Annotated in this window: 20 protein-coding genes and 1 riboswitch; of the genes, 11 read left to right on the top strand and 9 right to left on the bottom strand. The window is 39.9% G+C overall.

The annotated features are described in order from the left end of the window. Positions 1-77 precede the first annotated feature (77 nt). From AC07WY_RS12165 to AC07WY_RS12155, 3 genes are read right to left on the bottom strand one after another with little or no spacing between them, the layout of a single operon-like run. Positions 78-470, bottom strand: coding sequence for a DUF4870 family protein (locus tag AC07WY_RS12165; protein ID WP_494736453.1), 393 nt, complete (start codon positions 468-470; stop codon positions 78-80). A 31-nt stretch (positions 471-501) separates the two neighbouring features. Continuing rightward, positions 502-1,140 carry a DUF1294 domain-containing protein gene (locus AC07WY_RS12160; protein WP_333664727.1) on the bottom strand — a complete coding sequence of 213 codons (639 nt, stop codon included), beginning with the start codon at positions 1,138-1,140 and terminating at the stop codon, positions 502-504. Positions 1,141-1,161: 21 nt separating this feature from the next. Next, complete coding sequence (locus AC07WY_RS12155; RefSeq protein WP_244014317.1) at positions 1,162-2,112, bottom strand: homoserine kinase; 951 nt, start codon at positions 2,110-2,112, stop codon at positions 1,162-1,164. Between the two features lie 113 nt (positions 2,113-2,225). Between AC07WY_RS12155 and hisF the strand changes: the two genes are divergently transcribed. Together hisF and AC07WY_RS12145 are read left to right on the top strand one after the other, a co-directional pair. Further along, positions 2,226-2,984 (top strand): imidazole glycerol phosphate synthase subunit HisF, encoded by a 759-nt coding sequence (gene hisF / locus AC07WY_RS12150; RefSeq protein WP_004725324.1) that lies wholly within the window; start codon positions 2,226-2,228, stop codon positions 2,982-2,984. Positions 2,985-3,447: 463 nt separating this feature from the next. After that, positions 3,448-3,750, top strand: coding sequence for an SEL1-like repeat protein (locus tag AC07WY_RS12145; protein ID WP_262087242.1), 303 nt, complete (start codon positions 3,448-3,450; stop codon positions 3,748-3,750). 45 nt (positions 3,751-3,795) lie between these two features. On the opposite strand, the gene ettA is transcribed toward AC07WY_RS12145, so the two are convergent. The 3 genes from ettA to AC07WY_RS12130 all read right to left on the bottom strand — a co-directional run bounded on the left by ettA (position 3,796) and on the right by AC07WY_RS12130 (position 8,153). Beyond that, a complete protein-coding gene (ettA, locus tag AC07WY_RS12140; RefSeq protein ID WP_004816581.1) occupies positions 3,796-5,457 on the bottom strand; it encodes an energy-dependent translational throttle protein EttA in 1,662 nt (553 codons plus the stop codon). 180 nt (positions 5,458-5,637) lie between these two features. Continuing rightward, a complete protein-coding gene (locus AC07WY_RS12135) occupies positions 5,638-6,510 on the bottom strand; it encodes a hypothetical protein (RefSeq protein ID WP_494736452.1) in 873 nt (290 codons plus the stop codon). Between the two features lie 68 nt (positions 6,511-6,578). Continuing rightward, on the bottom strand, positions 6,579-8,153 hold the full coding sequence (locus AC07WY_RS12130) for an esterase-like activity of phytase family protein (RefSeq protein ID WP_494736451.1): 1,575 nt from the start codon (positions 8,151-8,153) through the stop codon (positions 6,579-6,581). Positions 8,154-8,394: 241 nt separating this feature from the next. On the opposite strand from AC07WY_RS12130, the gene AC07WY_RS12125 reads away from it, so the two are divergent. After that, positions 8,395-9,672 (top strand): O-acetylhomoserine aminocarboxypropyltransferase/cysteine synthase family protein, encoded by a 1,278-nt coding sequence (locus tag AC07WY_RS12125; protein ID WP_004725315.1) that lies wholly within the window; start codon positions 8,395-8,397, stop codon positions 9,670-9,672. 395 nt (positions 9,673-10,067) lie between these two features. On the opposite strand, the gene phoU is transcribed toward AC07WY_RS12125, so the two are convergent. Next, entirely contained in the window at positions 10,068-10,790 is a 723-nt protein-coding gene (gene phoU, locus AC07WY_RS12120; protein ID WP_004725313.1) for a phosphate signaling complex protein PhoU, read from the bottom strand. Positions 10,791-11,052: 262 nt separating this feature from the next. On the opposite strand from phoU, the gene AC07WY_RS12115 reads away from it, so the two are divergent. From AC07WY_RS12115 to AC07WY_RS12080, 8 genes are all read left to right on the top strand, one after another. Then, positions 11,053-12,258, top strand: a complete 1,206-nt coding sequence (locus AC07WY_RS12115; protein ID WP_494736450.1) for a hypothetical protein — start codon at positions 11,053-11,055, stop codon at positions 12,256-12,258. A gap of 65 nt (positions 12,259-12,323) precedes the next feature. Continuing rightward, positions 12,324-13,376 (top strand): hypothetical protein, encoded by a 1,053-nt coding sequence (locus tag AC07WY_RS12110; protein ID WP_494736449.1) that lies wholly within the window; start codon positions 12,324-12,326, stop codon positions 13,374-13,376. A gap of 53 nt (positions 13,377-13,429) precedes the next feature. Next, a riboswitch (TPP riboswitch) is annotated at positions 13,430-13,563 on the top strand. A 135-nt stretch (positions 13,564-13,698) separates the two neighbouring features. Next, positions 13,699-15,594, top strand: coding sequence for a phosphomethylpyrimidine synthase ThiC (thiC, locus tag AC07WY_RS12105; RefSeq protein ID WP_034612636.1), 1,896 nt, complete (start codon positions 13,699-13,701; stop codon positions 15,592-15,594). Between the two features lie 75 nt (positions 15,595-15,669). Beyond that, complete coding sequence (locus AC07WY_RS12100) at positions 15,670-16,290, top strand: NUDIX domain-containing protein (protein ID WP_004816566.1); 621 nt, start codon at positions 15,670-15,672, stop codon at positions 16,288-16,290. Positions 16,291-16,299: 9 nt separating this feature from the next. Continuing rightward, positions 16,300-17,109 (top strand): 3',5'-cyclic-AMP phosphodiesterase, encoded by an 810-nt coding sequence (cpdA, locus tag AC07WY_RS12095; RefSeq protein ID WP_419335990.1) that lies wholly within the window; start codon positions 16,300-16,302, stop codon positions 17,107-17,109. Between the two features lie 208 nt (positions 17,110-17,317). Further along, positions 17,318-17,845 (top strand): RNA polymerase-binding protein DksA, encoded by a 528-nt coding sequence (gene dksA, locus AC07WY_RS12090; RefSeq protein ID WP_004725300.1) that lies wholly within the window; start codon positions 17,318-17,320, stop codon positions 17,843-17,845. 4 nt (positions 17,846-17,849) lie between these two features. After that, a complete protein-coding gene (gluQRS, locus tag AC07WY_RS12085) occupies positions 17,850-18,764 on the top strand; it encodes a tRNA glutamyl-Q(34) synthetase GluQRS (RefSeq protein ID WP_262087250.1) in 915 nt (304 codons plus the stop codon). Between the two features lie 94 nt (positions 18,765-18,858). Next, positions 18,859-19,245: a hypothetical protein gene (locus tag AC07WY_RS12080; protein ID WP_333666194.1), complete on the top strand. Its 387-nt coding sequence runs from the start codon at positions 18,859-18,861 to the stop codon at positions 19,243-19,245. A gap of 61 nt (positions 19,246-19,306) precedes the next feature. On the opposite strand, the gene ftsW is transcribed toward AC07WY_RS12080, so the two are convergent. Then, complete coding sequence (gene ftsW / locus AC07WY_RS12075) at positions 19,307-20,503, bottom strand: putative lipid II flippase FtsW (RefSeq protein ID WP_004725295.1); 1,197 nt, start codon at positions 20,501-20,503, stop codon at positions 19,307-19,309. Between the two features lie 23 nt (positions 20,504-20,526). Further along, complete coding sequence (murD, locus tag AC07WY_RS12070; protein ID WP_494736448.1) at positions 20,527-21,873, bottom strand: UDP-N-acetylmuramoyl-L-alanine--D-glutamate ligase; 1,347 nt, start codon at positions 21,871-21,873, stop codon at positions 20,527-20,529. Positions 21,874-22,049: the final 176 nt, after the last annotated feature.

The raw sequence follows: 22,049 nt of genomic DNA, 5'->3' as shown, positions 1-22,049 counted from the left end.
CGCTGTTTTCACTAAAATTACGCTTTGATCAAGCTGTATTGCTCGGCAACAAGATCCATCAAGGGTGATTTATTCAGTTATATCGGTAAGGCTTGATCATCATTCAGCACAATAATGCCTCGAATGGCGCGATAGACAATCCATATCCAAGAAATAAATAAAGTGGCAGCACAAAAAATCGTAGCACCCACGGCAACACCCGCAAAGGCATTGACATTATCCATGGTGAAAAATAGAAAAATAAACGGAATAAATGCAATTACCGTCCAGACTAAATACCACCAAAAAGTGCGAATTTGCCATCTAAAATGACTTTCGAAAATCGTACCACGGACTGAATTCAATTTTACATAATTGATAATCAATGCAATGATTGCAAGAATTCCCGCAGAAAAAATTGCAACAATATAAAGGATATATAAAATTAAAGTCAGAGATTTACTATTATTTGGATCAACATAATTATTCATTGTAAGCCCTTTTCAATTTGCTAACGCCCGTTTAAATCTTAAACATATTCAAAGGCGAAATTAACCATAAAATCAATAAAATATTAAAGAATATGGTACACAAATAAATCTTTTTAAAGGGTTGTTTTTGTGTTTTATGTCGTAAGCGTTGCTGTGCTAACCAAGCTGCAGGCCAACCACCTAAAAAAGCTAAAATATGCAGAGTATTTTCAGGAACACGACGCTGATTGCTCTGCGCGGCTTCTTTATCTTGTGCATAAAACCAATAGGTCATCACATTGATAATACTGACAAAAAGAATAAACATGCCATTGAGCAAACCGCTTATGGTCAAAATTGCCAAAGCAATAATATAAACAGCGCACAAAATTTGCATCGGCTGTAATTTAGCCTGCTTTGCTGTATGCAACTGCTTGGCTTTAGCCGCTTGCTGGCTTGTCACTTTCGCCATTTGTGTGGCTTTTAAATACGTGACTTGTTTTGCTTTATAACGCCCTTGGCCGTCTAATTGCACCACATATTCAAGGGCACAGCCCACGATTGGGCGTGGCCCTTTTTGTGCAAAATCTTTGATGTGTAAAAATACGCGATCTTTTACACCATCATTTGGTTGAATAAAGCCATAGCCTTTATCATCGAACCATTCAACTAAACGACCTTGATCACGCATTTTATTTCCCACAAAAAACTATTAAGCAGTCACGAACTTTAATCTTTCAATCAACATATTACGCATTTCTTGCGGATTTTTCTGCAAAATATCATCACCTGTGCGTGCTTCAGCAGCATTCATCTGAGCAATTTGTAAACGCATCATCCAAAAGCGACCTGCGGCCATCGCCAAATATAACTCTAAACAAGCTCTTTCATCTTCAGTCAAAGGACGAATCGAAGTATATGCATTTAAGAAAGCCGTTGCTTTGGCTTCATTCAAAGCAACACTCGGATATTCTGTGCAAAAGTCATTTAAGGTAATCGCAATATCAAAAAGTAATTCATCTTGATTCATTTCATAAAAATCAAGAATGCCTTTTAACTCATCACCTTCAAACAAAGTATTGTCACGGAACAAATCCGAATGAATAAAACCTTTCGGTCGATTTGGATACATCATGGTCAGTGCTTCATATAAACCTAAAAGGTTATTCAACAAAGCACTATCCGCCACATCCAACGTTGGTTTAATTTGTTGAGCAACGTTATACCAATAGGCATGATCACGCGCCACTTGACGCTGTAATGGGAAGTCTTGTAACGCCACATGCATTTTGGCCTGTGCTACAGCAATCTGCTCAACTTGAGCGATTGTAGAAGGCATGGGATGTTTACCTGACATCCGTGGCGCAATTTGTGCAGGCTTATCTTTTAAGCTATGAATCGACTGACCACTATGTTTTAACGGAACAGGAACTGCCAAACCTTGTTGCCCCAAGTGTTCTAAGACAGGAATTAACTCCCCTGCTGCTTGTGCATCCATATTTTCAAATAATGTTAATACAAACTGTGTTCCATCAGCACAAATGATAAAATAGTTGGTATTTTGCACACCGCCTTGAATTGGTTTAAGTTCAACCACCTCTAATCCATAAGGTGCTGCAAAGTGTTGAACTTCTTTTAAACTCAAAGTGGTATAAACCGACATAGAAAACCTGCGAAAAAACTTACATAAGTTTGATAGAATAACCGCTTCGACTATCGAGGTGTAGCACCTAAGTCACGAACTTTCATAATCGCCTGTTATTTTTGGAAAAAATTATGCTCGCTAAACGTATTATTCCTTGCCTGGACGTAGATAATGGTCGTGTGGTGAAAGGTGTCCAGTTTCTGGATATCCGTGATGCAGGAGATCCTGTAGAAGTTGCCCGTCGTTATAATGAGCAAGGTGCAGATGAAATCACCTTTTTAGACATTACTGCAACATCAAATGGCAGAGATACCACTTACCGTACTGTTGAACGTATGGCTGAAAGTGTGTTTGTTCCACTTACAGTCGGTGGCGGTGTTCGTAAAGTTGAAGATATTCGTTTGTTATTAAATGCAGGCGCAGATAAAGTCAGCATCAACTCTGCTGCAGTATTTAATCCTGAGTTCGTTCAAGAAGCATCTCAGCGCTTTGGTGCACAATGTATTGTTGTAGCAATCGATGCGAAAAGAACGGGTGAAAATAAATGGGAAATTTTCACCCATGGCGGCCGTAAACCAACAGGCATAGATGCAATTGAATGGGCGGTCAAAATGGCAGAATTCGGTGCAGGTGAATTATTGGTTACCTCTATGGATGCGGATGGGACGAAAGCGGGTTATGACATTGGTCTAATGCGTCAAATCAATGATCGTGTCACCATTCCGACCATTGCATCAGGCGGTGTGGGTAATTTACAACATTTAGCAGATGGTATTTTAAAAGGTGGTGCCGATGCTGTATTGGCAGCCTCGATATTCCATTTTGGTCAATACTCTATTCCTGAAGCGAAACAATACCTTGCTGAACAAGGGATTGAAATGCGCCTCTAATTGATTGTGAGCGCACATATATAGAAGAATGTTATTTTGGCATTCTTTTATATATGCAATTGATTTAGTCTGATTCAAATAGCAAAAATTAAAATATCGAGAATTAAAACACCAAGATAAAACTGATCAATCAACATAAATCCACCCTCATCCTAGCTTTCTCCCAGAGGGAAAAGGAACTTTTAATACCAATATGACTCACTCAACATAATCACTTTTTGATTTATAAAAGAGATCAAATGATTTATCTCGAATCAGTTTATCAATGCTTCTATATGAAAAAAAATCATGGTTATTGGGATTACTTATTCTGGTTATTTGCTTTAATCTTGTAAGGGTAATTTCATAAAAATAAGTGTGAGACATTATGGATTTAATAAAAATAATACGAAGCCTCAACCAAATCATTCGCTATAAATACTATTATTCCAGCCCCTACCCTACATTTAAAATGTCTGAATCAATGCATACTTACCACCGTGCAACCAGTTATGAACATCTGGCGCTTAACCAGCACGATCCACTTGATTTAGATCAGCGATTAAATGAAAAAATTCAAAAATATCAACGTAACGCGATTTGGTATTTTTTACATTCAGCACTCAAAGGATATAGCACAGCACAATATAAATTGGGCATGATTTACCTACAAGGCCAGCTCGGCCTATCGCCAGATAAAAAGAATGCATACAAATGGTTATTACTTGCTGCAAATCAAGGTCATCTCGAAGCACAACACCAACTTTATCGGCTTTATTTACAATAAAAAACCAGCTCGAAAGCTGGTTTTTTTGATCTACAAAACTAGTGATTAACCACCAATTTTTTTGTATTTGGTGCGTTTTTGCACAGCAGCATCACCCAAACGCGCTAAACGATATGCTTCATATTCAGCATAGTTACCTTCGTAGAATTCTGGCTGTTCATTTTCAAATGACAAGATATGTGTAGCAATACGGTCAAGGAACCAACGGTCATGCGATACCACCATGACAGTACCAGGGAATACAAGAATTGCATCCTCTAGCGCACGTAAAGTTTCAATATCCAAGTCATTTGATGGCTCATCCAGTAAGATTACGTTGGCGCCCATCTGAAGGATCTTCGCAAGTTGTAAACGGTTACGTTCACCACCTGACAATTCACCAACACGTTTTTGCTGATCTTGGCCTTTAAAGTTAAAGCGACCGATATAGGCACGAGATGCGATCTCGTATTCGCCAATTCTTAAGATATCTAAACCGCCAGAAACTTCTTCCCAAACTGTTTTATTGTTATCTAAAGTGTCACGAATCTGACCAACATAAGCAACTTTTACAGACTCACCCAATACAACTGTACCTGTATCTGGTTGCTGTTCGCCAGTCATCATACGGAATAAAGTGGTTTTACCTGCACCGTTTGGACCAACGATACCGACAATCGCAGTTGGTGGTACTGTGAACGATAAGTTTTCATAAAGTAGACGGCCATCAAACGATTTGCTGATGCCTTCAACTTCTACAACCTTATTCCCTAGGCGTGGACCAGGTGGAATATAGATTTCAGAGGTTTCATTACGTTGTTGGAACTCACGTGAGTTAAGCTCTTCAAAGCGCTCCATACGTGCTTTGTTTTTCTTTTGCTGACCTTTAGCATTTGAACGAACCCATTCCAATTCTTTTTTCAATGCTTTAGCAAAAGATTCTTCTTGTTTATTTTCCTGCTCTAAACGAGCATTCTTTTGTTCCAACCAAGAAGAATAGTTACCTTGATAAGGAATACCATGTCCACGGTCAAGCTCAAGAATCCACTCTGCAACGTTATCCAAGAAATAACGGTCATGGGTAATCGCAACGATTGTACCAGCAAAGTCTTTTAAGAAACGTTCTAACCAAGATACAGATTCTGCATCCAAATGGTTAGTCGGTTCGTCCAGCAATAACATGTCTGGTTTAGACAATAACAAACGACACAATGCTACACGACGACGCTCACCACCTGAAAGTAAGCTTACGTCAGAATCCCATGCTGGAAGATTCAATGCTGCTGCAGCTTGATCCATTTGGTTGCTAAGGTTGTGTGCATCCCAAGCATGAATAATTGCTTCTAATTTCTCTTGCTCTTTTGCAAGTGCATCAAAGTCAGCATCTTCAGCTGCATATTCAGCAAAAACTTCATCTAAACGTGCCAATGCATCTAATGGTTCACGTAAACCATCTTCAACGTTTCCACGTACATCTTTATTTGGATCTAATGGTGGTTCTTGCTCTAGATAACCGATTTTAATACCTGGTTGCGCACGAGCTTCACCTGAGAAATCTTTATCTACGCCAGCCATAATACGGAGTAGGGTAGATTTACCTGCACCGTTTAAACCAAGTACACCAATTTTTGCACCTGGGAAAAATGATAAAGAGATGTCTTTTAGGATTTCGCGCTTAGGCGGAACCATCTTAGACACACGGTTCATCGTGTAAATATATTGGGCCACGTAGGACTCCTCTATAATGAATAGAAATTCGCAAAATGCGAATAAATAAATACCGTCAATTATACGCTGAATTTATCTATTTTTGTTCAGATTTGTCCAATTGATTGAGATATTTTAAAAGCATCAAGAAAACATTTTTCCACACCAATACACGTAATCAAATCGCGATCTCAAACATGATCACGAACAAAAATTCGGCTGATACTGATATACAAATTGCGTCTTGGTTTGAGTTGAACTTGGTGCATTGTAGTTTGACAATGATTTCAAAGCAGAAAAACTAATGGCAGCACGTTGTACAACCTTATTGGTGTAATTTGCATTTGGGTCTTGGTACTTAAACGAGACTTCAACTACAGCAGGTTTTAATCCTGCATAGGGTGATTGGGTATACCATAAACTCATATCTACCTCTGCATCAAACTCGCCTAAATCAATGCTAACCCCACGATAACTTCGTTCATAAATGGTGAGTCCACCTACAGGTGATAACAGCTGATTATCACTGATAGCAAAAGTTTCTTTAAATTTTGGAAAATGCGTATGGATATCTAAAAACTTATTGATTGTCCGTGTATTTACCACTGTGGTGGATTTACTGGAACCCACCAAAAATCCTTGTGTTGCTGTTTGAGTAATATCATCTTCAAGCTTGGTTTTGGCTCCCGCAGTTGAGCTACTCAAATCGGAAAAATCAGACAGATAATGATCATAGCTTCTAAATTTAAGCGTCACTTCAGATGCTCCGTTTTCAATCCGTTCTCGAAAGCTATAGCCCATATTATTGAGTAGGCAGCTGCTGGGTGAATCATAAAAACGTATTTGGCGTTGCTTGTCTAAGATCATCGTTCCTGAAACTGTACGGTTAATTTGTTGTGCAATAACCGTTTTGGCTTGTTGCATATAGCTATTTACGTTAGCGGACTCATTGGCATAGCTAAATTTGTCTGGCTGTAACAACAATTTATATTCACGCGATGTCACTTGCGGTAGAGACCAAGCAGTTGTAGTGATTAAACTTGTTAGAATGGTGAGAATTGCTATTTTTTTCATTGAGGAACCTATTATTTTAAATGATGCTGATAGAAAAAGCCGCCTCTTGGGCGGCTGTTGCTATGCAATTATTGGCCTTTTAAATTTAATTTATCCATGATGTATAAGGTATTGATATCAATACGTGTACGCGCCGCATCCAGATACTTTGGCTCCATACCTTTGGCATTATTCCAAAGTCCCATATCGTCATCATTTAAAATCCCAAGTGTCGTACTATTGATCAACCACAGACCTTCCATTTTATCATGTGGATATTTAACCGCTTTCCCCATATCCAGTACCAATATTTTAGGTGCTGGAACAATATTAAATGCTTTTAAACCATCCCAGCCTTTATCCAATTGGTATTCTTCTAAGGTCTTGCCCGCAATGGTTAAACCAAGCTTTTCATCTTGTTTGACATCATTTTGTGTTTGAATATCTTCTAAATTGGTGGCTTTGCTTAAATCAATACGATAGACATTTTTCATCACATTGGGCGTATCTTTATAAAACAATCCATCACGTTCTAAAACCAGAAATTGTGTTGCACTGAGGGCAATAATGGCAGAGTTTGAATTTTCAGCTATCTCTTGCTGATATAAATATTGTGCGACTTTGCCTGTTTCAAGATTAATCGTCACAATACGCGTCAACGTTGATTTATTGACATTTTTATTCGGTAAACTCATGGTCGATTGCATAATCCCAACCAAAGTTTTTTGGTCTGGGCTAATGGTTAAGCCTTCCATCCCTCGATTGGCACGGCGATAGCTAAACTCATTCGGCAAAGTCCAATTGTTGCGTTTATCAGCCTTAAATGGGTTGATACGCCCTATTTCTTTACCATTGGCATCATAATGCACAATATGCGGTCCATATTCATCGCTGACCCAGAACGTACCATCGTTAAGTGCAGTGAGCCCTTCACTATCCAAACCATAATCATCCAATCGAATTGGATTACTCACCACATCGTAAGGTTTGGTTGGATCTACGGTAATCACTTTTCCATTGACATCATACGGTGTTTCCCCTGTGCCGCCTAAAGCAGAAGTGTTGGGTAATCCAGTGATATCTTTTCCATCGCGATCTTTTAAATTGATGGTTTTAATTAATTTCACAGTACCATTGTCTTGAACTTCAAATAAACCAATTTTCGGCACATAGTCTGGAATGGCGAAAACCTTACCAGCACCATATAATTTATCAGTAAAGTCTGCATTTGGCCCCCGATCGGTCAATGCATAGAATTGTTTTTTATTGCTTGGATGCGCAGCAACATCAGAACCAAAACCACCCTGACGAATATCAAACGTGCTATCAATGGTCGTACCATTCGCAGGGTAACGTCCCAGTACGTTAAATGGCAACGCTACACCTTGTGCAAACAAATTGGGCTTACAACTGTTTTCGGTTTTAGTAATTTCACTGGCTTCAAGTTTGCCATTACCATTGCGGTCTAAACCGCTCTGCATACGTGTTCCCCCCATTACACAGGCTTCATCACCAAATGCCAATGTTATATTTTGGGTTAAGGTCTTCTGTGTTGTTGAATCTTGATCATCATCAGAACATGCGGTCAAACCCAGTAAACTACAGAGGACTAAAGTTAAAGTGCTTTTATGGCGGGTCAGTTTATTTATTGCTGCTTTTTTCATTGTGTTTTTAATAACTGAATTTGTGGAATTTGTTATGCTAGTTTCAGCAAATGACACCACAATGACAGCTCACAAACTCAGCGATATTCGGTCTGTTTTTCCTCGTTGAAACTCAATTTATCTCGGGCTGCATTGTTGGCTTTATCTGTTTTTATGATTTTAAAATATATAAACCCTTGTTTACTTCATATATTTATTTGTTACACTCTATTGAAATTTAATAAAAAGTTGACGGAAGAACATGACATATAAAGACGAAACTCTTGCCATACATGCAGGCTATGAACCAGAAGCAACCACTAAAGCGGTCGCCGTTCCAATTTATCAGACCACCTCTTATGCCTTTGATAATACCCAACATGGTGCGGATCTATTTGACCTGAAAGTTCAGGGTAATATTTATACACGGATCATGAATCCAACGACCGCTGTGCTTGAGCAACGTCTGAGTGCGCTTGAAGGTGGTATTGGTGCTTTAGCATTGGCTTCGGGTATGTCTGCGATTACCTATTCTATCCAGACCATCGCAGAAGCGGGTGACAATATTGCATCAGTTTCAACACTCTATGGTGGAACATATAATTTATTTGCCCACACTTTGCCAAAACAAGGCATTGAAGTGCGTTTCTTTGATTACCAAGATCCTGAAGCATTGCGCGGCTTGATTGATGAAAAAACCAAATTGGTTTTCGTTGAGTCGATTGGTAATCCGCTGGGTAATATTATTGACCTAGATGCCATTGCTAAAATCGCACACGAATATGGTGTACCCGTGATTGTGGATAATACCGTTGCAACACCTGCCCTACTGAAACCTTTTGAACATGGTGCAGATATCGTGGTGCATTCATTGACCAAGTATATTGGCGGTCATGGTAATTCGATTGGTGGCGCGATTGTCGATAGCGGTAAATTCCCTTGGGGCAAATATCCCGAGCGCTTCAAAGTCTTAAATACCCCTGATCCAAGTTATCACGGGGTGAACTATGTAGAAGCTTTAGGTGCTGCAGCATATATCGCCCGTGCACGTGTTGTTCCATTAAGAAATACAGGCGCAGCGATCAGCCCGCTCAGTGTATTCTTAATTTTACAAGGCTTAGAAACACTCAATTTGCGTATGGAACGCCATACTGAAAATGCACAAAAAGTTGCTGAATATTTACAGGCACATCCAAAAGTAAAATGGGTCAACTATGCTGGTTTAAAAGATCATCCACAACATGCTTTGGCACAAAAGTACGTCAAAGGTAAACCGTCTGCAATTCTGTCTTTTGGTGTTGAAGATGGTCGTGAAGGTGGCACCCGTTTTATCGATGCATTACAGCTGTTTACTCGCCTAGTGAATATTGGCGATGCAAAAAGTTTAGCCTGTCATCCAGCAACCACCACCCATCGTCAACTGAATGAAACAGAGTTAAAAGCAGCAGGCGTGAGTATTGATATGGTGCGTTTATCTGTGGGGATTGAACATATTGATGACTTGATTGCAGACTTAGAACAAGCACTCGCTCAAGTGTAATTTTCTTTTTGTGATCTTAGGGTCTGTTGACAATTCGTCTAGGTTTGCGACTACCTGTATTTTTTAGGCGATACTAGGCGCGAAATACGAAATTTAGTCATTCTAAATAAGTAGTTCGTAACGACGTAGCGGCAAAAAATACGCTAGCCCCCCGCTGCGCCTTGCGCTGCAAACAAAGCAGTGCTTTGTTTTTGCTCAGGGTTGTGGCTAAAATTATCTCATCCTACGTTATGAAACTCGAAAATAGTCTCGCTATTCTCATTCATGCTTTACGACGTATACGTCTCATGCTCAATTTTAACCTACAACGCAAGCCATTTATGAAATATCAACAGGCCCTAAATTTTCCAAATAAAAAGACCTGAATCATCAGGTCTTTTTATTTATAAATTCAATTATTTACCTTGAACTTTTTGTTCAATCTCTTCAACACTGGTATGTCGCGCATCAAAACCTTTTGCCATATAAATCACTTGTTCTGAGATATTACGTGCATGGTCACCAATCCGTTCCAGTGAACGCAATACCCACATCACATTGATAACACGACTAATATGACGTGGATCTTCGATCATATAGGTCATCAGTGTGCGTGTCGCGGATTGATATTCACGGTCAATATCTGCATCGGCCAACAAAACTTTTAATGCTTGTTCTGCATCCACACGCGCAAAAGCATCTAAAGCATCATGAATCATGACACGCACTTGATTGCCAATATGCCTTGTTTCCATATAGCCACGTGGCGATTCGCCCTCTTCACATAAAGTCTGTGCAATACGGGCAATTTTTGCAGCTTCATCACCAATACGCTCTAAATCGGTATTGGCTTTACTCATGGCAATTACCATACGTAAGTCGATTGCAGCAGGATGACGACGCGCCAAAATCAAAGTCAGTGCTTCATCAATTTCTCGTTCATAACGATTAACTGTATTGTCTTGAAATTGAACATCAATCGCCATATTGGCATTGGTATCCAATAAAGCATGCACTGCATTTGCGACTTGTTGTTCTACCAAACCGCCCATGGTCATAAATTTGGTATTCACATCCTGTAAGTCCTCATTAAATTGAGAAGATATATGATGGTTTAATACAGGATTACTTGGGCTCAAGGTCAGATGCTCCACACGCAACAAAAACTATTTTTATGGGTTAATATTAAAGCATATTCATTATGAATGTTTTATGACAAGTATTTTTCTTTCAAATTAATTTCTCAATATCGCTCATTTCAATTCTGATCAAAGCAATTTAGAGTAAAGATACTACTACAATTTGCTGAATTTACATATGTAACTTTGCTGTGAGGATCCATTTATCGCAAATTCACGATGCTGTACTCAGCTTAATTTTTGCAGATCTTAAATCAGACACATGACTCAGTTTCTTGCAAAAAGTAACGTTTCATTATCACAAAACTACAAAATATTTCATTTATTTAGCCTCGATTCAGCGACAATGGCATCGAACAAAATTGAGCTTCTTTTAAATGCTGGTCGAATGAAATTTCCTCGCAATATCCTTCATTTTCTCATTTCAGGCATACTCGTTATCTTGAGTTGCATGGTGGTTATCGCGTGTCAAAAACCCACAACCGACATTGTCAAAGAATCTAAAGAAGCGCCACAAAAAGAAAATCCTATTCCTGATTTAACCCAAATTTGCCAAAATCTCAAAAATGAGATGCTGGCAATCAACGCAAAAAGAACCACGCTTGCGATAGAACAAGTCAATCAAGATATTCGTATGTGTTTACCTTTGATGAAACCTGCGGAACAAATGGAATTGATGCATCAGTCGAAACGTATGTATCAACAATTTTTACAGATTGAGCGCACTTCAGAACAACAGCAAGCATTTGAAAACTATGCTTTAGATCAAGCTGCATATCCCACTATTCAACAGAGTAAATTTGAACAACTTAATCTACGTGACCAATATTTATTACGTCACAAAGGCCAAGCGTATATCGAATTGACCGAACAAACAGATGATAAAATTGTCTATCGGAGAAGCCCGCAATATTTAGCAAAAGTTTTCGCACCCTATCTAACTGCGCCTGAACAAGTTTTTATCGAAAATCTTGCACAACAAAATACCCAACCGCTTTTTAAAAACCATAAACCCGATATTGAGGCTGAAGAAATTGCAAAAAGAGCTAAGTTTTGGCAAGAATATCTGCAAACTTATCCCAATAGCCCTTTTTTACATGATGCACAGTTCTTAAAAAATGCATATAGCAGTCTATTGTTTTTAGGTACTGAAGAAGCACCTATATCGAGCAGTTTTGAAAATCAAACTGATATCGATGCAGCCAGCTGGTTGGTGATTGAACGCTTGGCAAAATCCAATGATGGTGAGCTTTCAGCTCAGGCCAAGAAGTTTGTTCATTTTTTAGCAATGAGCAAAGAGCAAAGACAGCAAAAAATTCAAATTAGTGAAAAAGAACGCACTAAACTGGAAAATATCCCTCAATTATTGGCGCTGTCCCAGCTCAATCAATATCTAAATTTAAGCCCGATCGACTTTAAGCATGTTAAAAAAGATTGCTTTAGTGATGCGATTTGTTCTAACAGTTAGATGTTATTTTAGCTCAATTTTTATTATCCTTGTAGCATTCAAAAATATACAACAACAGTCATACTATGAAAGCTTTAAAACAACATCTATCACTCACAACACTCTGCCTGTGTACCCTATTCAGCGCCTGCCAAAAGCACGAGAATAATCAAACAATTGAGACAACTAAAGCAGCTTCTGAAGCGACTCAGACCGGTACAACTGAAATATCAGCACTTCCACAAGACTGTAATGAGATAGATACAAGCATCAAAAAATTAGAAAAAACGGTCATCGTTGAAGATTTAAATGACCTCAATCAATTACTAAAGAAATGCCTCACATCTGCGCCGTTAAAAACACGTTATCAATGGCAAGCAAAAATTAAAGACATATATCAAAAACTCATCACCGATGCCTCGCCTGAAGTCTTCCAATATATGACCGATACACTTGCAGACGGTCAGTCTATGACAGCTCAACAAAAACAAGAATTGTATAAAAAGTTAAAACCGCGTGAGAAATATTTAGTTGATCACGCAAAGGACTTATATTTAGCAAAATTTTATATCGGTGAAGGTGAATACACCTTTGTACAGCATCCACAATATGATCTGGATATTTTTGCACCCTATTTAGAAAAATCAGATCAGGTCTACTTTAAACAGATCCGTAAAGAGTATACAGGCGCCAACTATATTATGGACGCAGGGCTAGCAATTAGTTTTGATGAGGTGGCCAATCGATTGTTATATTGGGAAAAATTCAATAAAGATTACCCCAACAACCATTTTAAGCCTCAAGTCATAGAGAACATTGAACAATACCGTAGTGCACTTTTTCAAGGCGATGATAACACCCGCACGCTCTGGTTCGATGACGATAAAATTGCAGATGAACAAGCAATCAAAGCGATTGAAAAAATTGCAAAAAGTAAAACTGCAAGTAGCCAAACTGCACAGAAATTTGTGAATTTAATCAACGCAAGTGAAACGCTTTGGCAACAAATGCCAAAACCATCTAGGCAGTATCCTGAAGATAACTCACCTGAACAGCAAGAGATCCGAGGACAACGTGAGGCATTTGAACAAAAAATTAGAAAATCTGTCGAGGAAATTCTGACTCAAAAAAATAATTGAAATTGATATCGGCATGCCAGCATATTTTCAATGAGAACATGCTAAGATTTAAACATCGCTTGACGGAGCGCGAGTAATTCCTCGCTGAGATTTAGTCAGTTTTGCATCTCCTTGCCAAAACTTAAACTAAAGTACCGTTGAACCTGATCAGGTTAAGACCTGCGTAGGAATCAAGCATCTAAAAACTGACAGCCCATAATTTATCTATTTTTTCGCAATAGCGCTTTATTCTGATGATGGATTTAGCAGATAAAATAGACTAAATTTGCCACCGTTTTTGGTCGTGCTTGATTCGTTGATGTCATTCATAAGGATCATTGTAATGAACCAATTAACGAATCTATCCCCTGCTGATCAATTGGCTCAACACGAGCAAGAAGCCAAAGATCTGACTCGAATTTTACCCGCATCTAAAAAAGTTTATATTCAAGGTTCACGCCCAGATATTCAAGTACCGATGCGTGAAATTGAACTCACGGATACACCGACAGGCCTTGGGGGTGAAAAAAACCCACCGATTATGGTCTACGATACTTCAGGTGTTTATACCGATCCCAACGTACACATTGATTTGAATAAAGGCTTACCCAATGTCCGTGAAACTTGGATTGAAGAACGTGCCGATACTGAGCATTTAGCCAGCTTAACCTCTAAATTTGGCCAAGAACGTCTGAAAGATATTCGTACTGCTGAAATCCGTTTTGCCCATATTCAAAAACCACGTCGTGCAAAAACAGGCAACAATGTCACACAAATGCATTATGCCAAACAAGGCATCATCACGCCTGAAATGGAATACATTGCGATTCGTGAAAATCAGCGCCAGCATGAAGGTGTCGATATGCGCCAGCATGCAGGACAAAATTTTGGTGCACACAACCTCATGGAGATTACCCCTGAATTTGTGCGTAAAGAAGTCGCTGAAGGCCGTGCCATTATTCCAGCCAATATTAACCATCCTGAATGCGAACCCATGATCATTGGGCGTAATTTCTTGGTAAAAATCAATGCCAATATTGGCAACTCAGCTTTGGGTTCATCGATTGATGAAGAAGTGTCGAAAATGACTTGGGCAACCCGTTGGGGTGCTGACACCATCATGGACTTATCGACGGGTAAAAACATCCATGAAACCCGTGAATGGATTATCCGCAACTCACCAGTTCCAATTGGTACAGTACCAATTTATCAAGCACTTGAAAAAGTCGATGGTGTTGCTGAAGACCTGACATGGGAAATCTTTAAAGACACCCTGATTGAACAAGCTGAACAAGGTGTCGATTATTTCACCATTCACGCTGGGGTCTTATTACGTTATGTGCCGATGACAGCCAATCGTTTAACGGGGATCGTATCACGCGGTGGTTCGATCATGGCGCAATGGTGTTTGGCGCATCATGAAGAAAACTTCCTCTATACGCATTTTGATGAAATCTGCGAAATCATGAAAGCCTATGATGTGTCTTTCAGCTTAGGCGATGGTTTACGTCCGGGCTGTATTCAGGATGCCAATGATGAAGCGCAATTTTCCGAATTACGCACTTTAGGTGAACTGACTCATCGGGCATGGAAACATGATGTTCAGGTCATGATCGAAGGACCAGGCCATGTTCCAATGCATATGGTCAAGGAAAATATGGACTTGCAACTTGAAGTTTGTCAGGAAGCACCTTTCTATACCCTTGGTCCGCTCACCACCGATATTGCTCCGGGCTATGACCATATTACCTCGGCAATTGGTGCAGCGATGATTGGTTGGTACGGCACTGCAATGTTATGTTATGTGACCCCTAAAGAACATTTGGGTCTGCCCAATAAGAAAGATGTTAAAGACGGGATTATCACCTATAAAATCGCAGCCCATGCAGCGGATTTAGCCAAAGGTCATCCAGGCGCACAAGTTCGTGACAATGCTTTATCTAAGGCACGCTTTGAGTTCCGTTGGGAAGATCAATTCAATCTCAGCTTAGATCCAGATACTGCTAGATCGATGCATGATGAGACTATGCCTAAAGAAGCACATAAGTCTGCACACTTCTGTTCAATGTGCGGACCTAAGTTCTGCTCAATGAAAATCACCCAAAACGTGCGAGATTATGCACAAAATCAACAAAATGCAGCCCACCCTGTAAATAGCGAAACGCTTATAGAAGATGGTCTCAAAACCATGAAATCCGTTTATCAGGAACAAGGGCAAAAGTTGTACCATAAAGTGTAAAGATTAAAAAAAACTTTTGTCTTTCCCTATTTCTCAGTTAGGATGAAGTGAATATGTTTCATCCTAACTGTGCACATGAACATCATTCAGCAAGCAACCTACACCCATAATGATGTAGAAATACAATCTCGTGAATATGCTTTTAAAGGTTTTGTTCAAGTCGAAAAAGTGAGCTTGCGACACCGATTATTTAATCAAACTGAATATACCTCAGCCATTCAACGTGAATTAATTCGCCGTAAAGAAGCTGCTGGTGTACTGATTTATAATGATCAACAACAAAAATTTGCATTGATTGAACAGTTTCGTGTGGGGGCAATTGATGATGAAATTTCACCTTGGCAACTCGAAATCATTGCAGGCGTACTTGATGGAGATGAATCTCCAGAAAGTTGCATTCGACGGGAAAGCATCGAAGAATCTGGATGTGAATTAAACCAAATCAAACACCTGTTTAGCTTCTATCCATCTGCTGGTGCATGTGATGAAATCTTTCATCTCTATGTAGCGCAAGCCGCATTACCTGCTGAAGGTGGTGTGTTTGGTATGCCAGATGAAGGTGAAAATATCCAACTTCATATCATTGATTATTCAGATCTGAGTCTATTATTAAAAAGTAATCGTTTAAAAAATGCACCTGTGATTATGGCTTTGCAATGGCTACAACAGCACTTGCATGCATTTGAAGATGTCTAGGGGAAAGGCATGCAATCAGAGATATTGCCGCAAACAGATAAAGATAGAGTGATTATCCAAATCACAGATACACACCTGATGGATAAGCCTGATGCAGAGTTTGTCGGGATTAATCCTGAAGAAAGCTTTCATGCCGTCATGGATGATATTCAGCAACGTTATAAAAATATCGATCTGATTTTACATACTGGTGATTTGGCTCAAGCTGCATTTCCAGAAACTTATGCGCGCTATTTAGAATATATGCAACGTTTTGGTGTCGATTTTTACCAAATTCCGGGAAATCACGACAATCTCAACTTGTTCCCGTTCCATTCGCCAGAACCTATTCCAGCAGTGATTGAGTTAGATCAATGGCGTATCATTTTGCTGAATAGTGCTGTGGGTGGACGTACCGATGGAAATATTCAAACGGAACAATTGGCCCATCTAAAACGGCTATTGGAACAATTGCGTGATAAGTTTATCCTTATCGCCTGTCATCACAATCCTTTTGATATGCATTCCAAATGGCTCGATCAACATAAGCTCAAAAATGCCGATGAATTAAAGGCCGTACTCGAACCCTTTGATAACATCAAAGCCGTGTTACATGGTCATGTCCATCAAGAATCCTACAATGTGTGGAATGGAATACAGTTTATTTCTACTCCTGCGACGTGTGTACAATTTAAACCCCTCAGCCAAGAGTTTTCATTTGATCCGATTGCGCCTGGTTACCGTTGCTTACATTTAAAAGCCAATGGTGAATTTGAGACCTCTGTACACCGCTTGGATCACTTCAAAGTTACAATTAATGAAGAAATTTCAGGTTACTAGCTTTTCATTTTGGTTTTTTTCTATTAAGTTATTCGTCCAACGAGATATGCAGAAAGTCGAATTCAGGGTTAGGTGACTTTCATCTTGGTAAAAAAATCTATATGATGACGCCCCCGATAGATTCATTCTGTTGGTAGTGATAAAAATACTTGCATATCACCATATTTTTTGCGTATAGATAATACGTATATGATGAGGAATGCCCTTTATGGCGAATGACAACCAAAATCAAGTCTTGGAAGAACAAACAGCAATTGCAGATGATAAGTCTGTAAAGCGAGTGCGTAAAACCAAGCCGAAGACCAATGAAAACGGTACTACAGCAAGTCTATTCGGTATCGAGCCTTATCAGCCAAAGAAAAATGAAGAATACATGTCTGAGGGGCAACTCGAACATTTTCGTAAAATTTTGCTGGCATGGAAAGCAGAATTGATGTCGGAAGTGGATCGCACCCTAAATACAATGCAAGATGAATCTTCTTCTTTACCTGATGTAAATGACCGTGCGACGCAAGAAGAAGAGTTTGCCATCGAATTACGTACCCGTGACCGTGAACGTAAACTTATTCGTAAAATAGAGCAATCTATTGAAGCGATTAAAAATGATGACTATGGTTTCTGTGAAACTTGCGGTATCGAAATTGGTTTACGCCGTTTAGAAGCACGACCAACTGCAACTTTATGTATCGACTGTAAAACCCTTGCAGAGATCAAAGAGAAGCAAAATAACGGTTAATACTGTGTCAAATTCCTCCCCAACCCTCTCTTTTCCAAAGGGAGGGAGGAAGAGTACCGTATACAAAGGTCGGTTTGCACCCTCCCCCACAGGGCCGTTACATTTTGGTTCCTTAGTGACCGCTGTCGCGAGCTATTGCGATGCGAAAGCGCATCATGGGCAATGGATCGTCCGCATCGAAGACACGGATATCCCTCGTATTTACCCAGATAGTGAACAGCATATTTTAAAGTGCCTAGATGCTTTTGGCTTCCAATCCGATGCTGAAATCATTTATCAAAGACATCGCTTAGATATTTATCAATCTGTAATCGAACAACTCAAACAAAAACATTGCGTTTATGCCTGTGAATGTACTCGTAAAATATTAGGCTCAAATCATATCTATGCTGGCACCTGCCGAGACAAACAGCTCGACTTTCAAAACCAAGCCATTCGTGTAAAAGTTTCTGATCAAAACATTTGTTTCAATGACCGCTTACAAGGACAACATTGCGCCAACCTACAACGCGATTTGGGTGACTTTGTACTAAAGCGTCGTGATGGCATTATCAATTACCAACTGGCAGTCGTTGTCGATGATTATTTACAAGAAATCAGCCATGTCGTGCGTGGTGCGGATTTATTGGATAATACTGAACGTCAAATTTGGCTAGGACAGCTTTTGGGTTATCCAGCTCTTGAATATATGCACTTACCCCTCGCCATGAATCATTTGGGGCAAAAACTCTCTAAACAAAACCTTGCACAAGCACTTGATCTCAAACATGCACCTGAATTGCTGTTACAAGCGATTATAGCACTTGGACAAGCTCCAGTAGACCTAGATCAGCCAGATCTCATGTTGGCTCAAGCTGTCGCTCAATGGGATATCTCTCGCATTCCTCAAGGGACAACGCTACAATCCATTTATCAGTAATCCCTGATTAAGCAACAATACCAACATAAGAATACCAACATCATTCAGGATTGAGATGAACCTTTTAAAAAAACTAATAACGCTGAGTTTTCTCATGCTCATGGGCCTTACACAGGTCTATGCACAAATGGCAATTTTATGTATTTCCCCGATTTCTAAAACTGCTGTTGTTGATGAAATGAGTGGCGCGCCACGTGAACAATGGGGTAAACCATTACCAACTTATTCAGTTCAAGTTGATCACTCTGCAATCATCAAGGTCGATCACAAAACCCCAATCAAACTTAAACTTGCAAATACCTCTGGAAAACATCAGATCAAGATTTATGCCAATGGTGTATTGGAAACTTCGTTTTATTATTCCCCAACAGTGATAGATGTATTACGACTGAGTGAGTCCGGTTATCAAACTTGGGATTGGGTAAAATTTAAGACCACCCGATCAGCATTAAAATATTGCAATACGCAAAATCCAAAATAAATTACCCATAAAAAAAGCCATTTGTGATCAAATGGCTTGTCTATTTAAGTTCAATAAAAAATTAAAAACTAGACTCTTCTCGCGCTGGATTGGCATCCTTGGTGGTTGCATCAATTTTGAGAATTAAACTGATCATCACCGCACACATAATTAAAGATGAACCACCATAACTAATAAATGGAAGCGTTAGCCCCTTGGTCGGTAACATGCCCATATTCATACCCGCATTCACCAAGATCTGTAATAAGAAAATAATACTGATCCCGTAAGCCAAGTAACCTGCGCGCAAATATTGATGATTGAGCGCACGCTGACCGATACGAATACAGCAAATCAACATCACAAACGAGAGCAGCAAAACGGTCGAAATACCAAAGAAACCGAATTCTTCACCTAAAATTGCCAACATAAAGTCAGTATGTGCTTCAGGCAAATAAGACATTTTTTGAATACTATGTCCTAAGCCCACCCCAAACCATTCACCACGACCAAAGGCCATCAAGGCATTCGACAATTGATAACCTGAGCCCAACGGATCAGCCCAAGGGTTTGAGAATGACATTAAGCGTTCATAACGATATGGTTCAAACACAATTAAGGATACAAATGCCACCAGAATCGCACCGAATGCAAAGCCGAACTGGATCATGGGTGCGCCAGCCAAGAAGAACACACCTAGCATCGAAACAGCAATCACCACTGTTGCCCCTAAGTCAGGCTCTGCAATAATCAGTCCGACCGTCAGCAACATCACCACACCTAGACGTACCAAGCCCTTAATATTATTACGGACTTCTTCAGCACGACGAACCACATAGTCTGCGGTAAATATGGCCATCATCACCTTGGCGACTTCAGTTGCCTGCAAGGTAAATCCACCTACACGAATCCAGCGTGTTGAACCATTGACCTCTGTACCCACCACCAAGACGGCGAGTAATAAAGCAATGGTGATCAACCACAATGGAAAGGTATTTTTAAACCAAAGGTTGAGTGAAACTCGATAGGTAATTGCCGCCGCAACAAAAGCCACCACGATCGAAATTGCATGACGAATCACATAGTGAAATTCGTTTTCATGCATCCGTTCGGCATAAGGCATTGAAGCCGAAGCCACCATCACCGTACCAATACACAACAATGAAATGACGCAAAATATCAGTACATTACGCGGTGTAATCTCTGCCGGCAATTTTGGCATCCAGCGATCATACACTTGGTGAATCTTACTTATAGTCGTCTGAGCTAACCCAGCCATACTTTATTTCCTTATGATTCTTTTTAGTTTAGAGCATTTACATATTCAACAAAGCGATGACCACGCTCAGGATAGCCTGTAAACATATCAAAGCTTGCACATGCAGGTGATAATAGCACTACATCTTGCGCATGCGTATGTTGTTGACAAAGTTCTACAGCTTGTTGCAAAGATACTGCATGTAGCAGCGTTGTTGTCCCTGCAATGGCATTTTCAATGATTGAGCGATCTTCACCCATCAGTACCGCAACTTTGGCATATTTTTGCAGAGACTCACGTAGTGCAGTAAAGTCCTGCCCTTTGCCCTGACCACCCAAAATAATAGCAACCTGACCACCTTGGGCTTCAATTGCAGCACCTAAACCGTCCAATGCTGCTAAAGTTGCACCGATATTGGTGCCTTTAGAATCATTATAATAACGAACGCCATTCACTTCTTTAACGAATTCGCAACGGTGCTCTAAACCTTTAAAGGTTTTTAAGGTTTCAAGCATTTTGTCCATTGGTAAACCAATTGCTTCACCCAAAGCTAAACATGCCAAAGCATTGGCAACATTATGCGTTCCTTGGATATACATCTCTGAACTTTTGAGTAGACGCTCACGACCTCGCGCTAACCAAATCGTACCGTTATCTTCTCTTAGAATACCGTATTGTTTTAAATCAGGTGCATTGAGCCCAAAGCTTTGCATTGGTGTGACATCTGGGACCAATGGACGCGTCAATGAATCATCACGGTTATATACGACTTTTTTCACACCTTGGAAAATACGATGTTTTGCCGCATGGTAACCTGCCATATCCCCATGACGGTCCAAGTGATCTTCACTCATGTTCAGGACCACAGCCACTTCTGCATTTAAACTTGAGGTTGCTTCCAATTGAAAGCTGGAAAGTTCAAGGATATAAACATCTGGATCATCATGGGTTAAATCCAAAGCAGGACGCCCCAAGTTACCCCCTACCGCAACCTTAACCCCTGCGTCTTGTGCCATTAAACCAATTAACGTGGTCACGGTACTTTTTGCATTTGAACCAGTAATCGCCACAATCGGTTTATCTGTAGCGCGGCGGAGAATTTGAATTTCACTGATGACGGGAATACCTTTTGCAATCGCAGCTTGAATTGCTGGCTGTTGAGGATCTAACCCCGGACTAATGACAATTTCTTCAGCTTGTAAAAGTAAATCTTGATCGAGTTGACCAAAGCTGGTTTGAACTGCTGCTGGAATTTGCTCATGTCCTGGTGGAACTTCACGAGAATCTGTGACTGCAACACGGTAGCCATTTTCATGAAGAAAATTTACGGCTGAAACGCCTGAAATTCCAAGCCCAGCCACAACTTTTAACCCACCACGTTGTATTAACATTTTTGCTCACCAGCATTAAGATTTTAAAACTTGCAAAATGTTAGCACTTTGGCGATTTGAAAGCTTTTTCTGTTTGCACTTTCTGGATATTTTTTTGTGTCAGTGCGTAAAAATAGCAGCAGATTATTTTGAGCAATACCGCTGATTTTTTAAATGAAACCACTCGCGTTTTTATT

Source organism: Acinetobacter sp. GW821-FHT01C12 (assembly GCF_059422625.1).
Note: the sequence above shows the minus strand (reverse complement) of the source record. Positions and strands in the feature narration are given on the sequence as shown.

What these genes read in the sequence shown, in the direction of transcription:
- AC07WY_RS12165 (WP_494736453.1), bottom strand. Translation starts at nt 470, where the DNA reads ATGAATAATTATGTTGATCCAAATAATAGTAAATCTCTGACTTTAATT.
- AC07WY_RS12160 (WP_333664727.1), bottom strand. Translation starts at nt 1,140, where the DNA reads ATGCGTGATCAAGGTCGTTTAGTTGAATGGTTCGATGATAAAGGCTAT.
- AC07WY_RS12155 (WP_244014317.1), bottom strand. Translation starts at nt 2,112, where the DNA reads ATGTCGGTTTATACCACTTTGAGTTTAAAAGAAGTTCAACACTTTGCA.
- hisF (WP_004725324.1), top strand. Translation starts at nt 2,226, where the DNA reads ATGCTCGCTAAACGTATTATTCCTTGCCTGGACGTAGATAATGGTCGT.
- AC07WY_RS12145 (WP_262087242.1), top strand. Translation starts at nt 3,448, where the DNA reads ATGCATACTTACCACCGTGCAACCAGTTATGAACATCTGGCGCTTAAC.
- AC07WY_RS12135 (WP_494736452.1), bottom strand. Translation starts at nt 6,510, where the DNA reads ATGAAAAAAATAGCAATTCTCACCATTCTAACAAGTTTAATCACTACA.
- AC07WY_RS12130 (WP_494736451.1), bottom strand. Translation starts at nt 8,153, where the DNA reads ATGAAAAAAGCAGCAATAAATAAACTGACCCGCCATAAAAGCACTTTA.
- AC07WY_RS12125 (WP_004725315.1), top strand. Translation starts at nt 8,395, where the DNA reads ATGACATATAAAGACGAAACTCTTGCCATACATGCAGGCTATGAACCA.
- AC07WY_RS12115 (WP_494736450.1), top strand. Translation starts at nt 11,053, where the DNA reads ATGACTCAGTTTCTTGCAAAAAGTAACGTTTCATTATCACAAAACTAC.
- AC07WY_RS12110 (WP_494736449.1), top strand. Translation starts at nt 12,324, where the DNA reads ATGAAAGCTTTAAAACAACATCTATCACTCACAACACTCTGCCTGTGT.
- thiC (WP_034612636.1), top strand. Translation starts at nt 13,699, where the DNA reads ATGAACCAATTAACGAATCTATCCCCTGCTGATCAATTGGCTCAACAC.
- AC07WY_RS12100 (WP_004816566.1), top strand. Translation starts at nt 15,670, where the DNA reads ATGAACATCATTCAGCAAGCAACCTACACCCATAATGATGTAGAAATA.
- cpdA (WP_419335990.1), top strand. Translation starts at nt 16,300, where the DNA reads ATGCAATCAGAGATATTGCCGCAAACAGATAAAGATAGAGTGATTATC.
- dksA (WP_004725300.1), top strand. Translation starts at nt 17,318, where the DNA reads ATGGCGAATGACAACCAAAATCAAGTCTTGGAAGAACAAACAGCAATT.
- AC07WY_RS12080 (WP_333666194.1), top strand. Translation starts at nt 18,859, where the DNA reads ATGCTCATGGGCCTTACACAGGTCTATGCACAAATGGCAATTTTATGT.
- ftsW (WP_004725295.1), bottom strand. Translation starts at nt 20,503, where the DNA reads ATGGCTGGGTTAGCTCAGACGACTATAAGTAAGATTCACCAAGTGTAT.
- murD (WP_494736448.1), bottom strand. Translation starts at nt 21,873, where the DNA reads ATGTTAATACAACGTGGTGGGTTAAAAGTTGTGGCTGGGCTTGGAATT.